Source organism: Trueperella pecoris (assembly GCF_014926385.1).
Lineage (GTDB): Bacteria > Actinomycetota > Actinomycetes > Actinomycetales > Actinomycetaceae > Trueperella > Trueperella pecoris.
Map to the genome: position 1 here is coordinate 1195867 of NZ_CP053291.1, position 22176 is coordinate 1218042.

Sequence of the window (22176 nt, forward strand, 5' to 3'; positions counted from 1 at the left end):
TCATGGACGAAGCAACGAAGATGGCTATCATGAGCGACTGGCTGGGTGCCGTCGCCACAGAGATTGACGCCGACCCAGCTCTCATCACTGCACATCGGGACGAATTACTCGACCTAGTCGGAGCAATAGCGCACGGTCCTTCCCGCCCAGGCGCCCCCATGACGCTCTTCCTCCTCGGCCTGCGCGCCGGAGCCGGCGAGGACGTGAGTGAACTCGTGACCAAAGTCAACGCTTTGGTCGAGTCCTACATTCCCCAGGAGCGTTAGGTATCCGTTTCGTCGAAGGCCCGCCTCTGATTCTCCAGTTCCATCAGGCGCATGAATAGAGTGTCCTGATCGGGAGAATCCGGGGCGGTTCTTCGCATCTGGGAGCGCACTTCGGCGATCTGCCGGGTAATGCCCTGGCGAACGAGGGACATCAAGATTCCTCGCACGTAGGGCCACTGGTTTTCCTGCTTGAACTCAGGCAAGGGCTCAACCGCGAGCTGGGTGACGGCCTGGGCCACGACGCCGTTCGCCTGCTCCATCACCTGATCAACGAACCACGCGCTCGCGCGCTGTTCAGCGGCCGGATCCCCCGCTTGCTGGAGCTGAGCAAAACGCTCAAGGAAGATGTCGACCCCGCCCGCGGCCCTGATCGCATCATGAACGGCCTGGTGGGTGGGCACCGTGAAGGTACGCGCCGGAAGTAGGTGCGCGTTAGCGGCGCGCGCCAGCTGGGGAAGCTGGAGAATCACCTCGAGGGCCTGCCTCTCCACGCGCTCGACCGGATCCTTGAGCTGATCGCGCGGAGGCAGCGGGCTGGTGGCCGCAGACCCCACAGTGCAGTCCTCATACTCGAGCTGTTGGACAAGTTGGCTCATCGTTCGCATAGATTGGGCGACGAGGCGCTCGTCCATGCCGAGCCAACCGGCTAATTCTCGAACGTACTCCCCGCGAAGCACCCGATCACGGATCGAGGACACGATGGGCGCCGCCATACGTAACCCGGCGGTGCGGCCTTCGGCGGTGTTCAGTGCAAGGCCCGCCAGCACCGAGCGGATGGCGAAGGCGAAAAGCGGTTCGCGCCCCTCGATCATCTTTCGTAGCGCTTCGTCCCCGTAGGCAAGTCGGTAATCACACGGATCGAGGCCTCCTGGTGAGACGACGACGAACGTCTGCGCCGCGAAACTCTGGTCCTCATGGAAAGCACGCAAAGCGGCCTTCTGCCCGGCCTCATCCCCGTCGAAGGTGAAGATCACCTCGCCGCCGAAGGCTCGCCCGCTCGAAAGGATGACGCCGGCCGCAGGATTGGCTGAATCGCCCAAGAGGCGCCGGACAATCTTGACGTGGTCCTCACCGAACGCCGTGCCGCAGGTTGCCACGGCGTGCGGAATCCCGGCGAGGTGTGCGGCCATGACGTCCGTGTAGCCCTCGACGACGACAACGTGCCGATCTCGGGCGATATCCTTCTTGGCGAGATCGAGTCCGTAGAGGACCTGAGACTTCTTATAGATCATCGTCTCGGGCGTGTTGAGGTATTTCGGCCCTTCTTCATCCCCGAGCTTGCGGGCGCCGAATCCGATGGGATCACCGGTGATGGAGCGGATCGGCCACATCACCCGATTGCGAAAACGATCGTAGTGTCCACGAGTGCCCGCTGTGACGAGCCCCGAGGCCGAGATCTCTTTCTCGGTGAAACCGTTGCGGCGAAGCTCGCTCAGCAACGCGTCCCACGAATTAGGCGAATATCCCACCCGGAAGTGAGCGATCGCCGCGGCGTCGAATCCGCGCTCCTCCAAGAGCTTGCGGGCCGGTTCGCCCTCGGGGGTGTGGAGCTGTTTGACGTAGAACTCTTCTGCCACGCGATGGGCGTCGACAAGGCGGGAACGGCTCACGTCCCGCGGGCCGCGATCGGGCGCCTTGGACCCCTCTTCGTACATGAGGTTGACGCCGAACTTTTCGGCAAGGTGTTCCACGGCCTCGACGAAAGAAATGTGTTCGATGCGTTCGATAAAAGAGATCGCGTCGCCACCTTCGCCGCAACCGAAACAGTGCCACCGCCCCACGTGCGGGCGGACGTTAAACGAGGGGGTCTTCTCATCATGAAACGGGCACAGCCCCTTGAGGGAACCGACGCCGGCCGTCTTTAACGTCACGTATTGACTGACCACGTCTTCAATGCGCGCACGCTCACGCACCTCGTCAATACTATGTCTCTTAATCAGCCCGGCCACGGCCCCTATCCTAGCCTGTGAAGGCCACGTGTGCTGTGCTCAAGGCGACGGCTGTGGACGCGAGCCTGCGCGGGCGGCGTCGTGGAAAACTAGTGCCGAAGCATGCCGCAGTAGCGAGCGTGCCACGCCCGAGCGGACTGGTCCGTCAGCGAAGCCAGCTGATCGACGACGACCCGAAGCCTGTCCTCGTCGCTCTGAGCCATGTGCCACATGTCGAGGAACTGCATCTCAAGCCTCTCGGTTGGATCTTCGAAGATCGCATCGACCAAGTCCATCAAGAGGGTGCGCTGCTCGAAATACACCGGCTCGGACTCACGCGGCGCCATGACATAGTGAACCGCAAGACCCTTGAGGAACGTAATCTCTGCCAGCGTCTGGCGCGGAACCGTCACATCGGCGTTGTGGCGGAAAATTGGCTCGCCGCCATTCTTTTCCAAGCTCGCGCCACACACCGATGAGACGAATCGGCCGATGAGATCCGAGGTCAGATCCTTGAGCTGGGCCAGATCGCGCAACGTTCCCTCATAGGAAACCGGCCAGGAGTTCATGGCGAAGATGCGCTCGGCGGCCGCAACCATCTCGTCTCCCGAAATGGCAGACCCGTACCAGCTCAACGTGGAGGCGACGACGTCGTCGATGTGGGCAGCGCGCTGGCGCCCGAAATCCTGGGGCACGAGCTTGCCTCGCACGATCGCGTCCTCGATGTCGTGCACGGAATAGGCGATGTCATCGGACAGATCCATCATCTGCGCCTCAGCGCACCTACCCGTCTCGCCGCCCGGGCGAACCCACGAAAAGACGGGCTCATCCGAATCGTAGGCGCCGAACTTCGGGCTTTCTGTTCCCTTCGGCCCGGCGTGGCGCGCCCACGGATACTTCACCGTCGCATCGATCGTCGCACGGGTCAGGTTGAGGCCGGCCGGCCGGCCGTCGGGGTGGAAACGCTTGGGCTCTAGACGCGTGATGACGCGCAACGTCTGCGCGTTTCCCTCGAAGCCGCCAATATCGGCGCAGATGTCATCCAGGGCGCGCTCGCCGTTGTGTCCGAACGGCGGATGGCCGATGTCGTGACACAGGCACGCCGCCTCGACCAGGTCCTGATCTGCCCCGAGGTTCTTGGCCAGCGAACGCCCAATCTGGGCAACTTCCAACGAATGCGTGAGCCGCGTGCGAATGAAATCGTTCGATTCCGGGCCCAACACCTGCGTCTTCGCGCCGAGGCGACGCAGCGCCGAGGAGTGGAGCACGCGGGCACGATCGCGTTCAAAATCGGTGCGAGTCGGGTTCTTCGACGGCTCGGGAGCCCACCGCTCAGTATCACTGTCAGAATAGATCACATCTCAACCTTACCCGCTGTGGCACAATAGAACACGTGCCACACGATACCGATGACACCGCAACTACGTCCGCCGTCCCCCTGTACCGCGCACCGCGCGAACTAGGGCCCTGGTCGAGCCACCATCTGTGGTACCAGGCAAAACCCCACGAGGTCCACAACACCGATGTCGCGCTGGGCCTGATCGCGGAGTGCGCGCGCCTGGGGATGCACATCCTCACCCTGCCGGCGATTCCCGCAGATGGCGATCCGGACTATGTCGAAAAGGTCATGCGCAGGGCCTCGCGTCGCGGCGTGCGTATCTTCCCCAACGTCGGAGGCGACGTCTTCGAAGAACGTGGCGCCACCGGATTGAGCTACGCAGAACGATGCGCCCTCCTCGAGGAGTGGTTTGCCCACGGCGCACACGGAGTCGAACTCGGCACGTTCGATTTGTCCACCACCACGGACATCAACGAGCAGGGCCGTCACGTTCACGCCGGCTGGGAGGTGGGTGAGCTCATGGATTTCGTCCACGCCTCCCACCCGGACGCGCTCGTCTCCGTCAACCTGCAGGCCAACACCTTCGACGAGATCAAGGAACACCTGGCCTCGGACGCCGTCGACGTGGTCCGCTTCGAGGTAACCGGCGCCCCGGGCTTGGAAGCAGAGAACTACTACGAGCAGACCGCGGCGAACTTCGAACTCTTTGAGGCGGCGGGAACGATTCCCTCCTGGAACTGTTCGTTTGCCACGCTGGAGCGGGCCGCCACCCAGCTATCTGAGGGAGCCGTCCTCCTCGCCAACAGTTTCTTCCCCGGCTTTTTGAACTTCGAGCAGAACATTCCTGGCCATTCCCCCTCGGTTCGCCACGGCTTGCGCATGCGCGACTCCCTCGGGCTGAACCGGGCCAATATCCTTCTTGACGCGGAGCTGGCCCACGACGGTTTCATCTGGCTGGTCACCGATAACGTGCGAATGCTTCTCAATTTCGGGCCCTACCCGTACCACGTTCCTAACGATGGCCGCGTGCTGATCTCGTCCCTCATTGAGCTTCCCCAAGAGGGCGACCACCTGATCGTGCCACCCGGAGAGGCGGCCTGGATTCGCCGTTAGCGGGCCGGGATCCTGCGATCAGCCGCCTGAGATTCCCAGTTCGGCCTCGTGAATCTTCGCCTTCTGCTGCTCTGAGAGCTCGTGGGAGTCGAGCCAAAATTCGGGTAGGTGTGGCCTCTTTTCTCCCCCTGCCCGGCCGCGCGGGCCGCTGGCCGCCGCCGGATAGTCTTGGTCAAGGTCGAGCCGATCGAGTTTGGCTCGCAGATCATCGAGCGTGTCGACGAGGCCCAGATCGCGGCGAAGCTGGCCCCCCACCGAAAAGCCGCGCATGTACCAGCCCACGTGCTTGCGCATTTCGCGCATCGCACGGCCCTCGTCCCCAAAATGGTCCACGGCCAGGCGCGCGTGGCGCATAATGATCTCGCAGACCTCGCCCAGGTTGGGCCGCATCCGACGATCAGAGCCGTGCATGGCGGCCACCAAGTCGTAGAACAGCCACGGCCGCCCCTGGCATCCGCGCCCCACAACGACGCCGTCTGCACCGGTTTCCATCATGGCCAGCGCGTCTTCGGCTTCGAAGACGTCACCGTTGCCGAAAACAGGCAGAGAGCTCGTGGCGGCCAGATCCGCAATGTACTGCCATTGGGCCTTGCCCGAGTAGTGCTGGGCGGTTGTTCGGGCGTGGAGGGTGAGCCCTGCGATACCCGCGTCTTCGCAGATACGAGTCACGTCTCGGTAAGTCTCGTGGTCGTCGTCGATGCCGATGCGGAACTTCGCCGTCACCGGCACGCTCCCGCCGGAGGCCTGGGATGCAGCCTCGACGGCCGAGCAAACGATCATCTCAAACAGATCGTGTTTCCAAGGCAGCGCCGAGCCACCGCCCTTGCGGGTGACCTTAGGAACGGGACAGCCAAAATTCAGGTCAATGTGGTCGGCGTAGCCGTTTGCCACGAGGAGGCGGATGGACTCACCGACGCTCGCCGGGGCCACGCCGTAAATCTGAATCGACCGCACCGGGTCCCCCGGGTCGGGCTCGATCATGCGCATGGTCTCGGGCGATCGTTCCACCAGCGCACGCGAGGTAATCATTTCGCACACATACAGTCCAGTGGGCGCAAAGCTGCCGTGTCTCACGCCCTCGGAACCATCATGCTCGGGCTGTGCCTGCCCCGCGCCAGTTCCTGCAAGATCAGCGAGCGCGGCCTCGCCAAATTCTCGGCAGACCTGCCGGAAAGGCGGGTTGGTCACGCCTGCCATCGGCGCAAGCATGACAGGCGTTCCCAGGCCTAGCCCGCCAATCTTCACGGATGCCTGGCCGCTGGCCAGAGCGGTCGACCGTGGCGGAGCCGGCGGAAAACTCATACGTCCATCACCTTTCGTGCGGGTGCTACCGGCGCGAGCATAGCAGCGATCGCCGTCGTCATGGGAATGGCCAGCACCAGGCCTACGGAAGCAACGAGCGTGCGCACAATCTCCTCCGCAATCTGGCCAACCGTCAGCAGGTCCAGGAAGCCGCGGTCCACCAGCGCCGCGCTCATCAGCAACGGCAACGAGGTGCCGACATAGGCAAAAGCGAGAGTGTAGACGGTCGAGGCGATGTGATCGCGGCCAATAACCATCGCCTGGCGAAAGATTCGCCTCCGGCTGGCCTGCTCGTTGGCCGAATGCAACTCCCACACGGTCGAAACTTGCGTGATCGTCACGTCGTTGAGCGCCCCCAGACCAGCCAAGATGATTCCGCACAGCAAAATATCGCTCATCTGCAGGTATCCGAGCTGGCCGGCGAGCGAGACGGCGTCGTCAGAAAGGGTGCCCGTCAGGTTGTTTGCACGCACGGCAAACACGGCCAGGAGACCCGTCAGCACGAGGCCGCCCAGCGTGCCGAGCACCGCCGTCGTCGTTCGAATGGAGACCCCGTGGGCGAAATAGATGGACGAAAACATCATCGCCGAGGCCCCCACAGTCACGACGCCGATGGGCGAGGATCCGGCCATCAGCGCCGGAAGCATGAAGAGGGCGACCACCGCGAGCGAACTGCCCAAGCCGAGCAGGGCGGCAAAGCCCTTCCAACGCGCGACGAGAACCACGACGAGCACGTACAGCGCAGCAAGAGCGGCCAGCGGAACGTCACGAACAAAATCGACGAAGATATAGGGCGTGCCCGTGTCCAGCGCGCCGGGATTAAACATCGCCTTGATCGAGTCACCCACGTCGAGGCCATTGCCCACCACGTCGAAGGGCACATGAACCGGGACGTCGACCCCGTCCACCTTCATCATCACCTTGGTCTGGCCGAGCTCGTCCATCGCCCCGATCGACGTCACCTGGCCCACGGCCATCTGCACGCCCGTGTCAGCCACCTGGACCGACCCCACCGGCGTCGTTCCCCGTGGCCAGAAGATCGCCAGGCCCACAAGCGTGGCGAGCGCGAGCGGCACAACGATCGCCGCCAGGATCGCGATGACCCGGCGGCGATCGCTAGGACGAAGGTTCAGGCGGGCCGAATGCGAATGCACATGGCCCACCTTTGCCTCGTTCTCGTGCTCGCTCACGAAACTAGCAACCGATCAGCTTGCCCGCGAGGAAGCTCTTGACCTCATCGATCGGGATACGAACCTGCTCCATCGTGTCACGCTCACGGATCGTGACCGCCTTGTCCTCGAGCGAGTCAAAATCGACCGTGATGCAGTACGGCGTGCCGATCTCATCTTGGCGGCGGTAACGGCGACCGACCGCGCCGGCGTCGTCGTAATCGATGTTCCAGAACTGACGCAGTTCGGCCGCGAGATCCTTGGCCAGCGGGGTCAGCTCTTCCTTGCGTGAAAGCGGCAGGACCGCAGCCTTCACCGGCGCGAGACGCGGATCGAGCTTGAGCAGGACGCGCTTGTCCACTCCGCCCTTGGTGTTGGGAGCCTCGTCCTCGGCGTAGGCCTCGACGAGGAAGGCCATCAGCGATCGGGTCAACCCGGCCGACGGTTCGATGACATAGGGGGTGTAGCGCTCGCCGGTCTGCTGATCGAAGTACTCGAGCTTCTTCCCCGAGGCCGCCGAGTGGGAGCCCAGGTCGAAATCGGTTCGGTTCGCAATGCCCTCGAGCTCCCCAAATTCGTTGTTGAGGAAGCCGAATCGGTACTCGATGTCCACAGTCCGCTTCGAGTAGTGGCTGAGCTTTTCCTTCGGGTGCTCGTACAGGCGCAGGTTCTCCGGGGAGATACCCAGATCCGTGTAGAAAGCGAGACGATCGTCAATCCACTTCTGGTGCCATTCCTCGTCCTCGCCAGGCTTGACGAAGAACTCGATCTCCATCTGCTCGAACTCACGCGTGCGGAAGATGAAGTTACCCGGGGTGATCTCGTTACGGAAGGACTTGCCCGTCTGGCCGATGCCAAACGGCGGCTTCATGCGAGCCGAGGTCATGACGTTATTGAAGTTGACGAAGATTCCCTGCGCCGTCTCCGGACGAAGGTAGTGCAGGCCCGCCTCATCATCGACCGGACCGAGGTAGGTCTTGAGCATGCCGGAGAACTCGCGCGGCTCCGTCCACCGGCCGCGGTTACCACAGTTGGGGCAGACCACTTCGGCCATGGTCACGTCGGACTCGTCCACACCGTGCTTGGCGGCGTGAATCTCGATCAGCTCATCCTCGCGCAGGCGCTTGTGGCATTCGAGACACTCAACCAGCGGGTCCGAGAAGGTATCAACGTGGCCCGACGCCTGCCAGACCTGACGCGGAAGGATGATCGACGAGTCCAGCCCGACGACGTCGGCCCGGCCCTGCACATTACGCTTCCACCACTGACGCTTGATGTTCTCCTTCAGCTCCACACCGAGCGGTCCATAATCCCACGCGGAACGCGTGCCTCCATAAATCTCGCCCGAGAGGTAGACGAATCCGCGACGCTTGGCGAGGGAAATAACTTGTTCGAGACGCGAAGGTGCCGGCTTGGCCACTGTTTCGCTCCTTTCTTAGCCGCATCTGGATGATGCGGGTCATGTTGTGCGCAACTGGCTGTTGCGTAAGCACCGGAAACCCGGTGGCCAGACTGTGAATAAAGTCAGACTTCATTCTACGTGGGAAGCATCGGCAGGTTCCCGATCGGCCGTGTGTAAGCGATCACCGGAGATGGACTTTCATTCTCAGTTGTGTTGAAAATGGTTCCTATGAAGACTACTAAGATTGTGTCCGTACTTTTCGCCAGCGCCCTGGCCCTGTCCGCGTGTTCCACGAGTGCGCAGAAGGCAGCAGAGACCACATCTGCCGCCGCAGACCGCCTGAAGGTGACGACGTCGTTCTATCCGCTGACCTACCTCACTCAGGAGATCGGCGGCGATCACGTGACGATCACGGACCTCACGCCTCCCGGAGCGGATGCCCACGGCGTCGAGCTCTCCCCCAAAGAAGTAGCCAGCCTCGAATCCTCCGACCTGGTTTTCTACGTCGCTAAGCTTTCTCCGGCGATTGACGATGCAATCAAGGCCTCCGGTGTCTCGGCCATCAACATCGGTGAGCACGTCAACCTCCTGCCCTTCGCCGAGCTCGGTGGGGATCCGCATGATCACGATCACGACCACGCCGCCGAAGCCACCGGCGAGGCACACGATCACGATCATGACCACGAAGCCGAGGCAACCCGCGAGGCACACGACCACGACCACGACCACGCGGCCGAAGCCACCGGTGAGGCACACGACCACGACCACGACCACGCGGCCGAAGCCACCGGTGAGGCACACGACCACGATCACGACCACGCGGCCGAAGCCACCGGCGAGGCACACGACCACGACCACGCTGGCCACGACCACGGAACCCACGATCCGCACTTCTGGACCGATCCGTCGCGCATGATCCTCGCGGCCGACGAAGTCGCCGCCGAACTGTCCAAGCTCGACTCGGCACACAAGGACACCTACACCGCAAACGCAGAGAAGGTGAAGTCCGAACTCAAGGGCCTCGTGGACGAGCTCAAGGCTATCGACGCCAAGCAGTGCCGCACCGACGCGTTCCTCGTCTCGCACAAGGCGTTTTCCTACCTCGCCCTCGAATCTGGCCTCGATCAGATCGGCATCGCTGGATTCGATCCCGAGATTGAGCCATCGCCGGCCCGCATCCGCGAGATTCAGCAGCTAGTTTCCGAGCACAAGATCGACACCGTTTTTGGAACCTCGGACGGCGAGATGAAGACCGCCAAGGCGATCGGTGATGAGGCTGGCCTCAAGGTTGAGATTCTCGACCCCGCCGCCACCCAGCGCGACCCGAAGATGAACTATGTTGATGTTATGAAGCACAACATTGAGCTTCTTCGTTCATCTATGGGTTGTTAAGAAAAGGTTCCTTTGACACAAGCAGTCAGCGCGAGGGGCGTCCACGTCCAGCTGGGTTCGGCCCACATCCTCCTCGGCATCGATTTCGATCTTGAGGCTGGGCGCACCCTCGCCATCCTTGGTTCCAATGGCTCCGGCAAGTCCACGCTCGTTCGTGCGCTTGTCGGGGCCATCCCTACGTCGGCTGGCAGCATCGAGCTTTTTGGCGCACCGCTTAAGAAGCGCAGAAAGGTCGATTGGGATCGCATCGGGTATGCTCCCCAACGCACGACGGCGACCTCGGGCGTCCCTGCAACTGCTCTTGAAACCGTCATGGGAGGCCTCGTATATGGCCACTGCCTGCGTGGCCGGCGCAACGGCAAGGACCGCGCCATGGAAGCCCTAGCCACGGTCGGGCTGGCGGAACGAGCCAACGAATCCGTCCAGACCTTCTCGGGCGGACAGCAGCAACGCATTCTCGCCGCACGTGCGCTTGTTCGTGACCCCGACATGATTATCCTCGACGAGCCTTTTGCCGGGGTTGATACGCTCTCCCGGCGGGCGATTCTCGACGTTCTCCATGCTCAGCACGCGGCCGGTAAGACGATCATCCTTGTCCTGCACGAAGTGCACGAGTACCTCGACCTCGTCGACGAGGCGCTCATCCTCGATGGCGGGCGAGTTCTCGAACACACCAGCGCGATATCCGATCTGCGTGGCTCGGGGCATCACGCCCTTCCGGACCACGATCATCAACACAGCCACGGCGATTCGGCGCCGCATTACCGCACCCCGTACGTGGAGGGCCTCCTGTGATTCTTCTCGACATGCTCTCTTCCACGTTCATGCAGCGTGCACTCATCGTCGCCGTCCTCGTGGGGCTCGCTGCGCCCGTCGTCGGAACTTATCTCGTCCAGCGCCGCTTGACCCTCCTGGGCGACGGCATCGGACACGTGGCACTGACCGGCGTGGCGCTCGGCTGGCTGACCGCCAACGCCGCCGATGCCGCGGACAAAGATGCCTGGGCTGTCCCGGGCGCGATCGTCGCTTCCGTGCTCGGCGCACTTCTCATCGAGTGGATGCGCAATCGCGGGCACGCTTCAGGCGACGTTGCCCTCGCCATGCTCTTCTACGGCGGTATCGCTGGCGGCGTCTTGCTCATCGGTATCGCCGGCGGAACGACGTCGAACCTCAACGCCTACCTCTTCGGCTCGATATCCACCGTCACCCAGACTGACACCTACCTGACGATCGGCCTGACCGTCTTCATCCTGCTGGTCGGGCTCGGGCTACGCCCTGCTCTCTTCGCACTGTGTCACGACGAAGAATTCGCCCGTGCTTCAGGCCTGCCGACCGTCCTGCTCTCGGTGCTTATCTCTGTCACCGCCGCCCTGACCGTCGCTGTCGCGATGCGCATCGTCGGCGCCCTCCTCGTCTCGGCGCTGATGATTATCCCCGTCGCCATTGCGCAAACGCTCACCCGCTCGTTCACGACGACGATGCACGCGGCTATGGGCATTGGCGTATTCGTGGCTGTCACGGGCCTCGTTATCACCTACATCAACCCGTGGTCGCCGGGCGCGACGATCGTCGTCCTCGCCGTATTCATCTACGCCCTGGTGGCTCTGCTACGCCCGATCATCTTAACTCTCCTGCAGCGAGACGTTCACCGCCATCCGCATCCCCACCACGAGCCAGACGTCTCCGTGGACAATATTCGCCACGACGCCGAGTGCGCCACCCCCAACGTGCATTAGGATGGAGGTTCGGAGGTTTTCATGAGAATGACACGACAGCGCAGCGCGATCAGCGATCTCTTGCGAGACACTGACGAGTTTCTTTCTGCGCAAAAGATCCACGAGTTGTTGGTAGACCGCGGCGAAAAGGTTGGCCTCGCCACCGTCTACCGAAACCTTCAGGCCCTGACCGATCAGGGCGTGTTGGACGTGCTTCGTCAAGAAGGCACGGACGTCCAGCTGTTCCGTTACTGCGAAGACACGGGCCATCATCACCACCTACTGTGCCGAAACTGCGGCCACACGGTTGAACTCTCCACCCCCGAACTGGAGAAGCTCACACAGGCTGTCGCTAAAGAGCACGGGTTTACGAATGTGTCTCACGACATCGAAATCTACGGTCTTTGCGCCAAATGCTCCGCCGAGCTGGAAGGCTAATCACTTCCTTTTTCTGCTGAGTGTCGCGTAGTGTAGTCCATGTGCCACTCATCGACGACATCAAGAGTTTCATCGCCACGGGGCCGGTAGTCTTCGTCTACCTGTTCCTCCTCGTCAGCGTCTTTTTGCGCGCCCAAGGAACGTACTGGCTGGGCCGATACATGTGGCACATTGTCAGCACACGTGGGCGCCCGGCGGGAGGTTGGCGGCTCAAGCTCTATCACGCCATCCACGCCGATTCGACCGCCCGCGTCATCGGAGTCCTCCAGCGCCGTGGCTGGCCAATCATCCCGCTGTCCTTCCTCACGGTCGGCTTGCAAACCGTCGTGCAGTTCGCCGCTGGCATCCTCAGCATCTCGTGGCCGCGTTACACGCTCGCCCTGGTGCCAGGAACGCTCGCGTGGGCATTCATCTACACGACGGTTGGATGGGCCGTCTGGGAAGCGACGCTGGAAGCCGTGGCTGGTTCGCCGTGGGCGCTGATTGCGCTCGCTTCTTTTGCCGGGCTCGTCTTCTGGTGGCGCCACACCCGCGCTCGGAAGGCCGTGGCCACCCCGTAATCGAGATTGCGATCAGACCCGCCCATGAGCCACGATAGACACATGGAAGATCTGCCCGTACGCCTGCCCATTAAGCTCAGCCAGTTTCTCAAGCTCGCCAACCTCGTCGAAACCGGCGGGCACGCTCACGAGCTCATCGACGCCGGCGAGGTTTATGTCAACGGCGCCCGCGAAACTCGGCGCTCTCACAAGCTCGAAGCGGGCGACGTCGTCGAGGCGGGCGGCTACACCGTACGGGTGCAACAGGCCTAACTCATCACGCAGTCGCGCCCAAGAAGCACCTTCAGGTCCGTGTAGAGGGACGGCTCCGGCGAGACCGAGTACTGCGGCGAAAGCTGCACGATCGTCGTCTTGGCCTGCTGACGCACGTGAAGGCGAACCGGAGATTCACCCGGATAGCGCGCAAGAATTTCGGCGAGGTGATCGAGCTTTTCGTTTGAGCACGCGCGCTCGTCGATGGCCAGATCGATCGGGAAATCGACATCAATCTCCCCCATCGGCGGCAACGTCATGTTCTTGGCAAAGAGCTTGACGGCGCTCTCATCCTCGACTCGGACGGTTGCCTCCAAGATGACCACCGTGTCCGGGATGAGCATCGAAGAAACCTGTTGATAGGTGTTGGGGAAGAAGTTGACGTCGATCGGACCGGTACGATCCTCAATCGTGGCGATCGCCCAAGCCTTGCCCGATTTCTTCGTGATCTTCGTCTGCACTGAGGTGATGAGCCCCGCGATCGTGACCGCCATCCCGTCACGGACGTTGCCCTCGTCAAGGAGGTCAACGACCGTCATGTCCGCAGCGCGGTTGAGGAAATTCTCCATGCCGCTCAGTGGATGATCGGACACGTATAGGCCGAGCATTTCGCGTTCGAAGTTGAGTTTCTCCCGCTTGTCCCATTCGGGGATGTCCGGGATGACGACGTCGAAACCGTTCCCGGCCGTCGCAGCGCCGAGATCTCCAAATAAATCAAACTGACCGGCCGCCTCGTTGCGCTTGATCGGCGTCACCGCATCGACTGCCTCATCAACGATCGCCACCAGGGCGCGGCGGCATTCGCCGAGGGAATCGAATCCTCCCGCCTTGATGAGACATTCGATCGAGCGCTTGTTGCACGCCGACAGCGGGATCTTATCGAGGAAGTCCTGGAAGGACGTGAACGGCCCCTTCTCTTGGCGCGCCTGAATGATGCCCTCGACCACGTTTGCGCCCACATTGCGCACGGCCCGCAGCCCCACGCGGATCTCATCGCCCACGGCCGTGTAGTCAGCCAAGGAGCTATTGACGTCGGGGACGAGGACGTTGATTCTCATGCGCCGGCACTCGGAAAGGTAGGTGGAAACCTTCGTCTTATCCGACATCTTGGAGGTCAGTAGCGCCGCCATGAATTCAGCCGGGAAGTGCGCCTTCAGGTAGGCCGTCTGGTACGAGACCAGCGCGTAAGCCTCAGAGTGGGACTTATTAAACGCGTACGAGGAGAAGGGCAAGAGGATGTTCCACAGGGTCTCAATCGACTCCTGTGAAAATCCATTGTCCAGCATTCCCTGAGAGAAGCTCGCGAACTGCTGCTGGAGCACATCCGCCTTCTTCTTACCCATCGCCTTACGCAGAAGATCTGCCTGGCCCAGAGTGAAGCCGGCAAGCTTCTGGGCGATACGCATGACCTGCTCTTGGAAGACGATGAGGCCGTGCGTCGAACCGAGGATATCCTCCAACGCCTCTTCGAGCTCGGGATGGATCGGCGTCTTTTCCTGGAGACCGTTCTTTCGCAGCGCATAATTCGTGTGAGAATTCGCGCCCATCGGACCTGGGCGATACAGGGCGGACACCGCGGAGATGTCCGCGAAGGTATCCATCTTCATTTGCTTGAGCAATGTGCGCATACCGGCGCCATCAAGCTGGAAGATGCCCAGGGTATCTCCGCGCGCGAGAAGCTCGTAGGTGGTCGGATCGTCAAGCGGGACGTTGTCGATATCCGGTGCAGCCTTGTCATTGAGCGTGATGTTCTTCAGGGTAGCCTCAATGACCGTGAGATTCGACAGGCCAAGGAAGTCCATCTTGATCAGCCCAAGTTCCTCGCATTCGGGATATTCGAACTGAGTGAGGATCGCCCCGTCCTGCTGGCGCATCATCACCGGGATCACGTCCGTCAGCGGCTTGGAGGACATAATCACCGCACAGGCGTGCATGCCCGTTTGGCGAGTCATGCCTTCCAAGCCACAGGCGAGGTCGTAAACCTTCTTGCAATCGGGATCGTTGCTGATAAGCTCGCGGATCTCCCCCGCTTCCGCATAGCGCGGGTGGGAGGGGTTGAAGAGCTGATTGACGGGGATGTCCTTGCCCATCACCGAGGGCGGCATCGCCTTCGTCAATCGGTCACCCATCTCATAGGGGTATCCCAACACGCGCGAGGAATCCTTCAGCGCCTGCTTGGCCTTAATCGTGCCAAACGTAACAACCTGGGAGACCTTGTCCTTACCATACTTGTTCTCCACATACTCGATGACCTCGTCACGGCGGCTATCGTCAAAGTCGATGTCAAGATCGGGCATGGAAATACGTTCGGGGTTCAAGAACCTCTCGAAGAGCAACTCGTGCTTGATGGGATCGAGCTGTGTGATTTCCAGGGCGTAGGCCACCATCGATCCCGCGCCCGAACCGCGCCCCGGCCCCACCCGGATGCCGTGCCGGCGTGCCCAGCGAATGTAGTCAGAGACGACGAGGAAATATCCCGGGAAGTCCATCTGAAGGATAATCCCCACCTCGTAGTCGGCGCGCGCACGCACGTCGTCTGGAATCACATCGCCGTATCGGCGGTGCAGGCCCGCATCGACCTCCCTCACGAACCACGATTTCTCATCCTCCCCCTCCGGCACGGGGAACTTGGGCATGTAGTTGATGCCGTCCGCGGTGGTTTCGAAGCGCACGTTGCATCGCTCGACGATTTCCAGCGTATTCTCGCATGCCCCCTCGAGGTGGCCGAAGGTGTTCCACATGTCCTCCGCCGTGCGAATGTAGTATCCCGTGCCCTCAAAGCGGAAACGATCCGGATCCATGAGCGTGCTTCCGGAGTTCAATGCGAGCATCGCATCCTGAACAGTGGACTGATCCTGCGTGACGTAGTGCGAATCGTTGGTTGCCAGCAACGGCGCCCCGATCTTCTTCGCGATCGCAAGCATCTCATCCTTGACCCGGCGCTCGATATCCAGCCCGTGGTCCATCACTTCGAAGTAAAAGTTCTCCTTACCGAAGATTTCCTGAAACTCGGCCGCCGCCTTGAGTGCCTCGTCATACTGACCCAGGCGCAGACGCGTCTGAATCTCTCCCGATGGGCATCCCGCCGTACCGATCAGACCATGGTGGTACTGATCAAGAAGTTCGCGATCGATGCGAGCAGCCTTGCCCATCGTGCCTTCAATCGAGGCCAGCGACTGCATTTTGAACAGGTTGTGCATGCCCTCGTTCGTCTCGGCCAAGAGCGTCATGTGCGTGTAAGCGCCGCGAGCAGACACGTCATCTCTGCGCTGGGCCTCGGTACCCCAGAAAACGCGCGACTTGTCATGACGCGAAGTTCCCGGCGTCATGTACGCCTCAAGGCCAATGATCGGCTTGATGCCGGCCTTGTTCGCCGCCTTATACAGTTCATAGGCGCCGTGGAGATTGCCGTGATCCGTGATCGCCACCGCGGGCTGGCCCAAGGCAGCAACTTCACTCACCAGCCGGTCAATTTTCGCTGCCCCATCGAGCAACGAGTAGTCGGTGTGAACGTGAAGGTGCGCGAAGTTCTTAGCCATGCCACTAGTGTATTGATCCGCTCCGACACTTTTTGGTCCACACGGTGTGATGTGCTCGTGAGGCGAAAGCCCGGCGCAAAATACCGCTACTCGGCGCGTCGCAATTCGAGGTGCATGTCCTGGTGCCAGATCCCCTCGTCGAGATAGCGCTCGCCCGTCGTAATCTCGTACCCTAGGCTGCGGTAGAAGCCGAAAGCCGCCTCTTGCGCGGACAGCTCGAGACGCACAACGCCGGAGACTGCATAGTCCATCGCCATGTCGTGAATCGTCAACATGACCCGGCGCCCGACGCCGCTGCCGCGCGCCCACGCGTGAACCGCCACCCGCCCCACATGCACGTGGCCGGGGCCGTCAACAAGGAGGCGCGCCGTTCCGGCGTCGTTACCATCGACCTGGGCAAGAACATGCCTAGTTGAATCGGCGAAGTCCAGGGCGTCGATCTCGTTCTCCGCCGCCACCTTTTGCTCCTCAACGAAGACTTTGAGGCGAATCGCAAAGCAGCGTTCGAGCTCCTCGGGCGAGCGAACTTCCCACGCTTGCATCTAGAACATTCCCTCGCGAGCGATGTCCAACGCGTGTTGAAGATCCTCAGGATAACGCGAGGCGAACTCGACGTACTGCCTCGTCCGCGGATGTGCGAAGCCGAGCCGGACGGCGTGCAGCCACTGGCGCTCCAGGCCAAGCCTGTCGGCTTGCAAGGGGTCGGCACCATACATGACGTCGCCGACGCACGGATGCTTGATCGCCGACATGTGCACCCTGATCTGGTGGGTCCGCCCTGTTTCTAAGTGAACCTCGACGAGCGAGGCACCAGCCATGGACTCGACCACGTCATAATGAGTGATCGCATGCTTGCCGTCCGCGCGAACCCCCATCTTCCACTGGTGGCGCATGTCGCGCCCAATCGGAGCGTCCACGGTTCCCGACATCGGGTCCGGATGGCCCTGAACCAAGGCGTGATAGATCTTATTCACCGTGCGGTCGCGAAACGCCTGCTTGAGCACCGAGTAGGCGATCTCTGACTTGGCGACCACCATCGCCCCCGACGTTCCCACGTCCAGCCGATGCACGATCCCCTGGCGTTCCTGCGGCCCCGACGTCGTCAACGTCACGCCCGCCGCAAGCAGGGCGCCAAGCACATTGGGGCCCTCGAAGTTCTGCGAGGCGTGCGCCGCGACGCCCAATGGCTTATCGACGACGATGATGTCCGCGTCCTCGTACAAAATGCCCATGCCCTCCACGGGCGTCTCCACGACCGCGGGCTCCTCGACGGGCAGGCTCACCTCGAACACACTACCCGCGTTGACCTTCGTCGAGTTCTTCGGCACGACGCCGTCAAGGCGCACGTCGCCACCATCAATCAGCTCGGCGCACTTGGCACGCGACAGGCCCGTCATCGCAGCAAGGGTCGCATCCACGCGCCCTCCCTCGAAACCGTCAGGAATGAGGTACGTGTTCACTGAGCACCCGCCTCAACCGCCTCGTCGCGGGAGAAAAATTCGTACGCAACGAGAGCGATGACGGCCACAACCAGCGCGATATCGGCAACGTTGCCGATAAACCAGCCGTTGTAGTTAATCATGTCCACCACGTGGCCACGTGGGAAGCCAGGTTCCCGGAAAAGACGATCGATCAGGTTGCCGATCGCGCCGCCCCAAATGAAGCCAAGCATGATCGCAGGCACGCGCGCAGAACGGGCGATGAGGAACGGGAGCCCCACCGAGACGATCGCGGCGATCAGCGTGATCACCCACGTGCTGGAGTTGCCCAGGGAAAACGCCGCACCGGAATTGAAGGTCAGGTGCAGGGAAAGGAAATCGCCGATTATGTTGACCGTGCGGCCATCTCCGAGCGCGCTGAGCGCCCACGCCTTGGTCAGCTGATCAGCCACAATGGTCACAAGGCCCAAAAGAAGTGGAAGAAGAAGTCGTTTCATAACAAAAAGAAGGGAGGAGGACACGTGCGTGTCCTCCTCCTCAATCACGCAAAATTACTGGTTGTTCTGCGACTCGACGTTCTGAAGCAGCGACTCGAGGTAGCTGCGCAGGCGCGTGCGGTAGTCGCGCTCGAACTCGCGTAGCTCGGAGATCTTGCGCTCGAGCAGCGAACGCTCCTCCTCCAGCTTAGTCAGGGTACGGTTGTGGATGTCCTCAGCCTCGGTGATGATGCGCGTACGCTCAGCGTTGGCTTCAGTGATGATGCGCTCTTCTTCGGCCTTGCCGTTGGCAACGTGCTCATCGTGGAGGCGCTGGGCCAGTGCAAGCATCGAGGTTGCGTTGGAGGCCGTATCACCGGCAGCGTGCTCGACCGGAGCGAACTGCACCGTCGACGTCGCAACGGTGGGCGCGACCTGATCGGCCTGCGGCTGGGCGAGGCCGAGCTGGTTCTCAAGCTCGGTGACACGAGCCTGGGCCGTCTGAAGCTGAGCCTGAAGCTCCGCCTTCTCCTTCGTCAGAGCCGCGATGGTTTCCGCAACCTCATCGAGGAAGAAATCGACCTGATCCTTATCAAATCCATCCTCGGCGCGCTTAGGCTCGTTGAAGCGCATATTGACGACATCGTGCTCGGTTAGCTGAGCCATGTTCTTCACCTCATAAATAAAAAGGACTGTTGTGGACGGTACACCCGCAGGTATAGCCATCCTCCCCGGCTAGACTACTAGAGGACGCCTTTGCGCACATAGTGAATAGCAAAGATGCCCTTCGGATTTCTCGTTTAACTTATCACAGCGAGGCCACGTCGTCGCCATCAGGACACGGGCGCTGTCAGGTTTAGCTCCAGCATTGTGATGCCCGGCTTGCGGAGGGGCAACCGCAAGCCAGGCATCGATTTTGCACACTACCTAGAGAAAATAGGCGAAACGTTGAATGATCTGGACGGCGATAAAAAGAACTATAAAGCCAAGGTCAAGACTTATTCCCCCAAGATTCAGTGGCGGGATAAACTTGGCCAGCAGCTTCAACGGCGGATTCGTCACCGCGTAGACGAGGTTTGCCACAACGAGCAAGACGCCCGTCGGATACCAATCACGCGAGAGAATCTGCACAAAGTCGAGGATGACTCGCCCGATCAGGATCAAAATGTAAATCTGGCAAACCCAGAAGAGCAGTTGTCCGAGAATAGTCATTATGCGAAGGTGTGCGGAGCTTCCGAACCGTGGGAATCAATCTTGACCGACTTCGGCGTCAGCAAGAAGACGTCGTCAGAGATTCGGTTGAAGTCTCCCTCAAGACCGAAGCACAGGCCGACTGCGAAGTCGACGATGCGGGTGCGTTCGGCGTCGTCAGCCTGGGAAAGGTTAAGCACCACGGGAAGCCCGTTGCGGAACTCGACCGCGAAGTCGCGAACCTCCTTGTAGTTCGCAACCCACACCGTGACGATACGAGCCACTTCAGGAGCCTGAGAAACGGGGCGAATCGAGCTCACGGGCGCCTCGGATTCCGGATATTCCTCGCCAGTTTCGTCATATTCGCCATAGTCGACGACGTCCTCGTCGTAGTAGTCGTCCTCATATGGCATAGCCTTGGCCGTGATTCGGTCAAAAATTCCCATCGTGCGCCCCTTTCGAATCGGCTGACTCCAAACTATTAGAGAATCGGGCCGATACGGCGATGAGGGGCGGTGTGTCGCTAGGAGATCTGCAAAATGCCGGCGAATCTGCCCGTCTGGCTTCCTGCATGGCTCGCGCGCCGATGGGAGAAGCAACTGGCGGTCTCGTACGTGCATGCCTGGGAGCGCACGATATCAACGACGCCGTCGGCCCTCAGTTGCGCTTCGAGGCCAGCGGGAATGTCGAGCCCGGACGTACCGGCCGACGTGAGCGTCTCGACGCCGGGCCAGCGGCTGGCGATGTCCGAGGCCATGGCCGGCGGAACCTCATAGCAACGCCCGCAGATTGACGGCCCGAGGATCGCCCTCACCTCGCTTCCCAGCTCGTCAAGCACGCGGGAGGCGATGGCAAGGTCGAGTCCGGCACGGCCGACGTGGACCACCGCACCCGCCGAGCCGTCGAGGGCGACAAGGATCAGCGGGACGCAATCGGCCACCATGACGGCCGCTGCCTGCCCCTTGCCGACGACGATGGCGTCTGCCGCGCCCACGGACAGGAAACCGTTGGCGTCGCGTTCGGCGCGGTCCGCGGGAACGACCGTGGCGCCGTGGACCTGATCCATCCAGACGATCTCCTGGCCGACCTCCTCCTCGAGCAGGTGCCTATTGGTGCGGACGGTACCCGGATCGTCGCCCACATGAAACCCGAGGTTCAACGAGGCATATCCCCCATCTGATCGGCCACCACGGCGCGAGGTGAACCCAGCACGCGCTCCCCTAGGAAGCGACGCGGGAGAACACCAATCGACGATGGACCCCAGATCAGCAATGCTCATAGTGCCTATTGTGCCAAAATTCCCCGGTGCGTAGCACGCACCGGGGAAAAGGTTGGAGGAAAGCTCTACTCGTCGCCGAAGAGGAACGGCGGGATATCGAGATCCGGGCGGTGGCTCTTCGACTCTTCGACCTTGGGCACCTCGAGCGAGGGCGCCTGGCCGCCGCTGACGACCGGGCGAGTCTCAACCGGCTGCTCCTGCTGGTAAACCTGGCCGGGAACGTGCTCCGCTGCCGGCGCCGAAACGACCGGAGGCACCGCAGCCGCGGGCGCGCTCTGAGCGGGGCGCTGCGGGGTGTCAAGCAGGACGTCGTCGGCCTCGTCGAAGCCCGCGGCGATGACCGTGACGCGCACGTCATCGCCCAACGACTCGTCCACAATGATGCCGATGATGATATTGGCGTTCGGATCCACGGCTTCCTTGACCATCTGGGCGGCTTCGGCCTGCTCACGAAGGCCAAGATCCGTGGAGGAAGTGAAGGCAAGCAGGACGCCGTGGGCGCCGTCGATCCGGGCCTCGAGGAGCGGGGACGAGATGGCGTTTTCGGTGGCGCGCAGGGCGCGATCCGGGCCGTTCGCCGAACCGATACCCATGATCGCGGTTCCGGCGTCCTTCATGATGGTCTTGACGTCGGCAAAGTCGACGTTGACCACGCCTGGCATGGTGATGAGATCGGAAATGCCCTTCACTCCGTTTTGGAGGACCTCGTCGGCAAGGCGGTATGCCTCGATGATGGACAGATCCTCGTCGGTGACCTCGAGGAGGCGATCGTTAGGGATGACGATAAGCGTATCAACGGCGTCGCGAAGCGCCTTGATGCCGTCATTGGCGTTGCGTGAACGCTGAAGGCCCTCGAAGGAGAACGGGCGGGTCACGACGCCGACGGTGAGCGCGCCCTGTTCGCGGGCGGCCTTGGCGATCACAGGAGCAGCGCCGGTGCCGGTGCCGCCGCCCTCGCCGGCCGTCACGAAGACCATATCGGCGCCCTCAAGGGTCTGCTCAACGACGTCAAGGTTCTCCTCGGCAGCACGGCGGCCCACCGTGGGATCGGCTCCGGCCCCGAGACCATTCGAGACATCGCGGCCGATGTCAATCTTCGTCTCAGCTTCGGACTTAGCCAGAGACTGGCTGTCCGTGTTGACCGCGATGAATTCAACTCCCGCCAGGCCGTCTTGGATCATGCGATCGACGGCGTTCACGCCACCGCCGCCAACACCAACAACCTTGATGCTTGCGGAATTATTCAGAGCGTACATAAGTCTTTCCTTCCGAACTTCAAGTCGAACTTGAAGTTTTCTGTCTCCAACCTCGCGCAAAAGTTAGAGATCTGGACAGACAATTGCAATCATCTGGACGGTGTGTTGCGAGATTGGTTC

At 61.6% G+C, this 22176-nt stretch carries 22 protein-coding genes; 8 read left to right on the forward strand and 14 right to left on the reverse strand.

All coding sequences use genetic code 11. The features are described from left to right. Positions 1–2 precede the first annotated feature (2 nt). Entirely contained in the window at positions 3–266 is a 264-nt protein-coding gene (locus tag HLG82_RS05695; protein ID WP_193325923.1) for a DUF6457 domain-containing protein, read from the forward strand. Here the strand turns inward: HLG82_RS05695 and dnaG are convergent. Together dnaG and HLG82_RS05705 are read right to left on the reverse strand one after the other, a co-directional pair. Next, entirely contained in the window at positions 263–2215 is a 1953-nt protein-coding gene (dnaG, locus tag HLG82_RS05700) for a DNA primase (RefSeq protein WP_193325924.1), read from the reverse strand. The genes HLG82_RS05695 and dnaG overlap by 4 nt on opposite strands. Before the next feature lie 89 nt (positions 2216–2304). Beyond that, complete coding sequence (locus HLG82_RS05705) at positions 2305–3552, reverse strand: deoxyguanosinetriphosphate triphosphohydrolase (RefSeq protein ID WP_193325925.1); 1248 nt, start codon at positions 3550–3552, stop codon at positions 2305–2307. 35 nt (positions 3553–3587) lie between these two features. Between HLG82_RS05705 and HLG82_RS05710 the strand changes: the two genes are divergently transcribed. Next, positions 3588–4646: a LysR family transcriptional regulator CynR gene (locus tag HLG82_RS05710; protein ID WP_193325926.1), complete on the forward strand. Its 1059-nt coding sequence runs from the start codon at positions 3588–3590 to the stop codon at positions 4644–4646. 18 nt (positions 4647–4664) lie between these two features. Here the strand turns inward: HLG82_RS05710 and dusB are convergent, their stop codons facing one another. Genes dusB through HLG82_RS05725 form a run of 3 tightly spaced genes read right to left on the reverse strand, consistent with a single transcriptional unit; the run spans position 4665 to position 8537 of the window. Further along, positions 4665–5948 carry a tRNA dihydrouridine synthase DusB gene (gene dusB, locus HLG82_RS05715; RefSeq protein ID WP_193325927.1) on the reverse strand — a complete coding sequence of 428 codons (1284 nt, stop codon included), beginning with the start codon at positions 5946–5948 and terminating at the stop codon, positions 4665–4667. After that, a complete protein-coding gene (locus HLG82_RS05720) occupies positions 5945–7138 on the reverse strand; it encodes a YibE/F family protein (protein ID WP_255313829.1) in 1194 nt (397 codons plus the stop codon). The genes dusB and HLG82_RS05720 overlap by 4 nt, the downstream gene beginning before the upstream one ends. 4 nt (positions 7139–7142) lie before the next feature. Further along, positions 7143–8537 (reverse strand): glycine--tRNA ligase, encoded by a 1395-nt coding sequence (locus HLG82_RS05725; RefSeq protein WP_193325928.1) that lies wholly within the window; start codon positions 8535–8537, stop codon positions 7143–7145. Positions 8538–8747: 210 nt separating this feature from the next. Between HLG82_RS05725 and HLG82_RS05730 the strand changes: the two genes are divergently transcribed. From HLG82_RS05730 to HLG82_RS05755, 6 genes are read left to right on the forward strand one after another with little or no spacing between them, the layout of a single operon-like run. Beyond that, positions 8748–9911, forward strand: coding sequence for a metal ABC transporter substrate-binding protein (locus HLG82_RS05730; RefSeq protein ID WP_193325929.1), 1164 nt, complete (start codon positions 8748–8750; stop codon positions 9909–9911). Between the two features lie 12 nt (positions 9912–9923). Beyond that, positions 9924–10706, forward strand: coding sequence for a metal ABC transporter ATP-binding protein (locus tag HLG82_RS05735; protein WP_193325930.1), 783 nt, complete (start codon positions 9924–9926; stop codon positions 10704–10706). A gap of 11 nt (positions 10707–10717) precedes the next feature. Continuing rightward, positions 10718–11647 (forward strand): metal ABC transporter permease, encoded by a 930-nt coding sequence (locus HLG82_RS05740; RefSeq protein WP_193327741.1) that lies wholly within the window; start codon positions 10718–10720, stop codon positions 11645–11647. A 21-nt stretch (positions 11648–11668) separates the two neighbouring features. Next, complete coding sequence (locus HLG82_RS05745; protein WP_193325931.1) at positions 11669–12064, forward strand: Fur family transcriptional regulator; 396 nt, start codon at positions 11669–11671, stop codon at positions 12062–12064. A gap of 41 nt (positions 12065–12105) precedes the next feature. Further along, a complete protein-coding gene (locus HLG82_RS05750) occupies positions 12106–12624 on the forward strand; it encodes a DedA family protein (RefSeq protein WP_193325932.1) in 519 nt (172 codons plus the stop codon). A 42-nt stretch (positions 12625–12666) separates the two neighbouring features. Beyond that, on the forward strand, positions 12667–12876 hold the full coding sequence (locus HLG82_RS05755) for an RNA-binding S4 domain-containing protein (RefSeq protein WP_193325933.1): 210 nt from the start codon (positions 12667–12669) through the stop codon (positions 12874–12876). On the opposite strand, the gene dnaE is transcribed toward HLG82_RS05755, so the two are convergent. The 9 genes from dnaE to ftsZ form a co-directional block, all read right to left on the reverse strand. Continuing rightward, positions 12873–16415, reverse strand: coding sequence for a DNA polymerase III subunit alpha (dnaE, locus tag HLG82_RS05760; protein ID WP_193325934.1), 3543 nt, complete (start codon positions 16413–16415; stop codon positions 12873–12875). The genes HLG82_RS05755 and dnaE overlap by 4 nt on opposite strands. Before the next feature lie 86 nt (positions 16416–16501). Further along, entirely contained in the window at positions 16502–16957 is a 456-nt protein-coding gene (locus tag HLG82_RS05765; RefSeq protein WP_193325935.1) for a GNAT family N-acetyltransferase, read from the reverse strand. Further along, positions 16958–17875: an RluA family pseudouridine synthase gene (locus HLG82_RS05770; protein ID WP_193325936.1), complete on the reverse strand. Its 918-nt coding sequence runs from the start codon at positions 17873–17875 to the stop codon at positions 16958–16960. After that, positions 17872–18351, reverse strand: a complete 480-nt coding sequence (gene lspA / locus HLG82_RS05775) for a signal peptidase II (protein WP_193325937.1) — start codon at positions 18349–18351, stop codon at positions 17872–17874. The genes HLG82_RS05770 and lspA overlap by 4 nt, the downstream gene beginning before the upstream one ends. 54 nt (positions 18352–18405) lie before the next feature. Beyond that, entirely contained in the window at positions 18406–18996 is a 591-nt protein-coding gene (locus HLG82_RS05780) for a DivIVA domain-containing protein (RefSeq protein ID WP_193325938.1), read from the reverse strand. Between the two features lie 261 nt (positions 18997–19257). Then, positions 19258–19542: a YggT family protein gene (locus HLG82_RS05785; protein WP_193325939.1), complete on the reverse strand. Its 285-nt coding sequence runs from the start codon at positions 19540–19542 to the stop codon at positions 19258–19260. Beyond that, positions 19542–19967: a cell division protein SepF gene (locus HLG82_RS05790; protein WP_193325940.1), complete on the reverse strand. Its 426-nt coding sequence runs from the start codon at positions 19965–19967 to the stop codon at positions 19542–19544. The genes HLG82_RS05785 and HLG82_RS05790 overlap by 1 nt, the downstream gene beginning before the upstream one ends. A 77-nt stretch (positions 19968–20044) precedes the next feature. Continuing rightward, positions 20045–20800 carry a purine nucleoside phosphorylase YfiH/LACC1 family protein gene (locus HLG82_RS05795; protein WP_193325941.1) on the reverse strand — a complete coding sequence of 252 codons (756 nt, stop codon included), beginning with the start codon at positions 20798–20800 and terminating at the stop codon, positions 20045–20047. A gap of 65 nt (positions 20801–20865) precedes the next feature. Beyond that, on the reverse strand, positions 20866–22056 hold the full coding sequence (gene ftsZ / locus HLG82_RS05800) for a cell division protein FtsZ (protein ID WP_193325942.1): 1191 nt from the start codon (positions 22054–22056) through the stop codon (positions 20866–20868). Positions 22057–22176 lie beyond the last annotated feature (120 nt).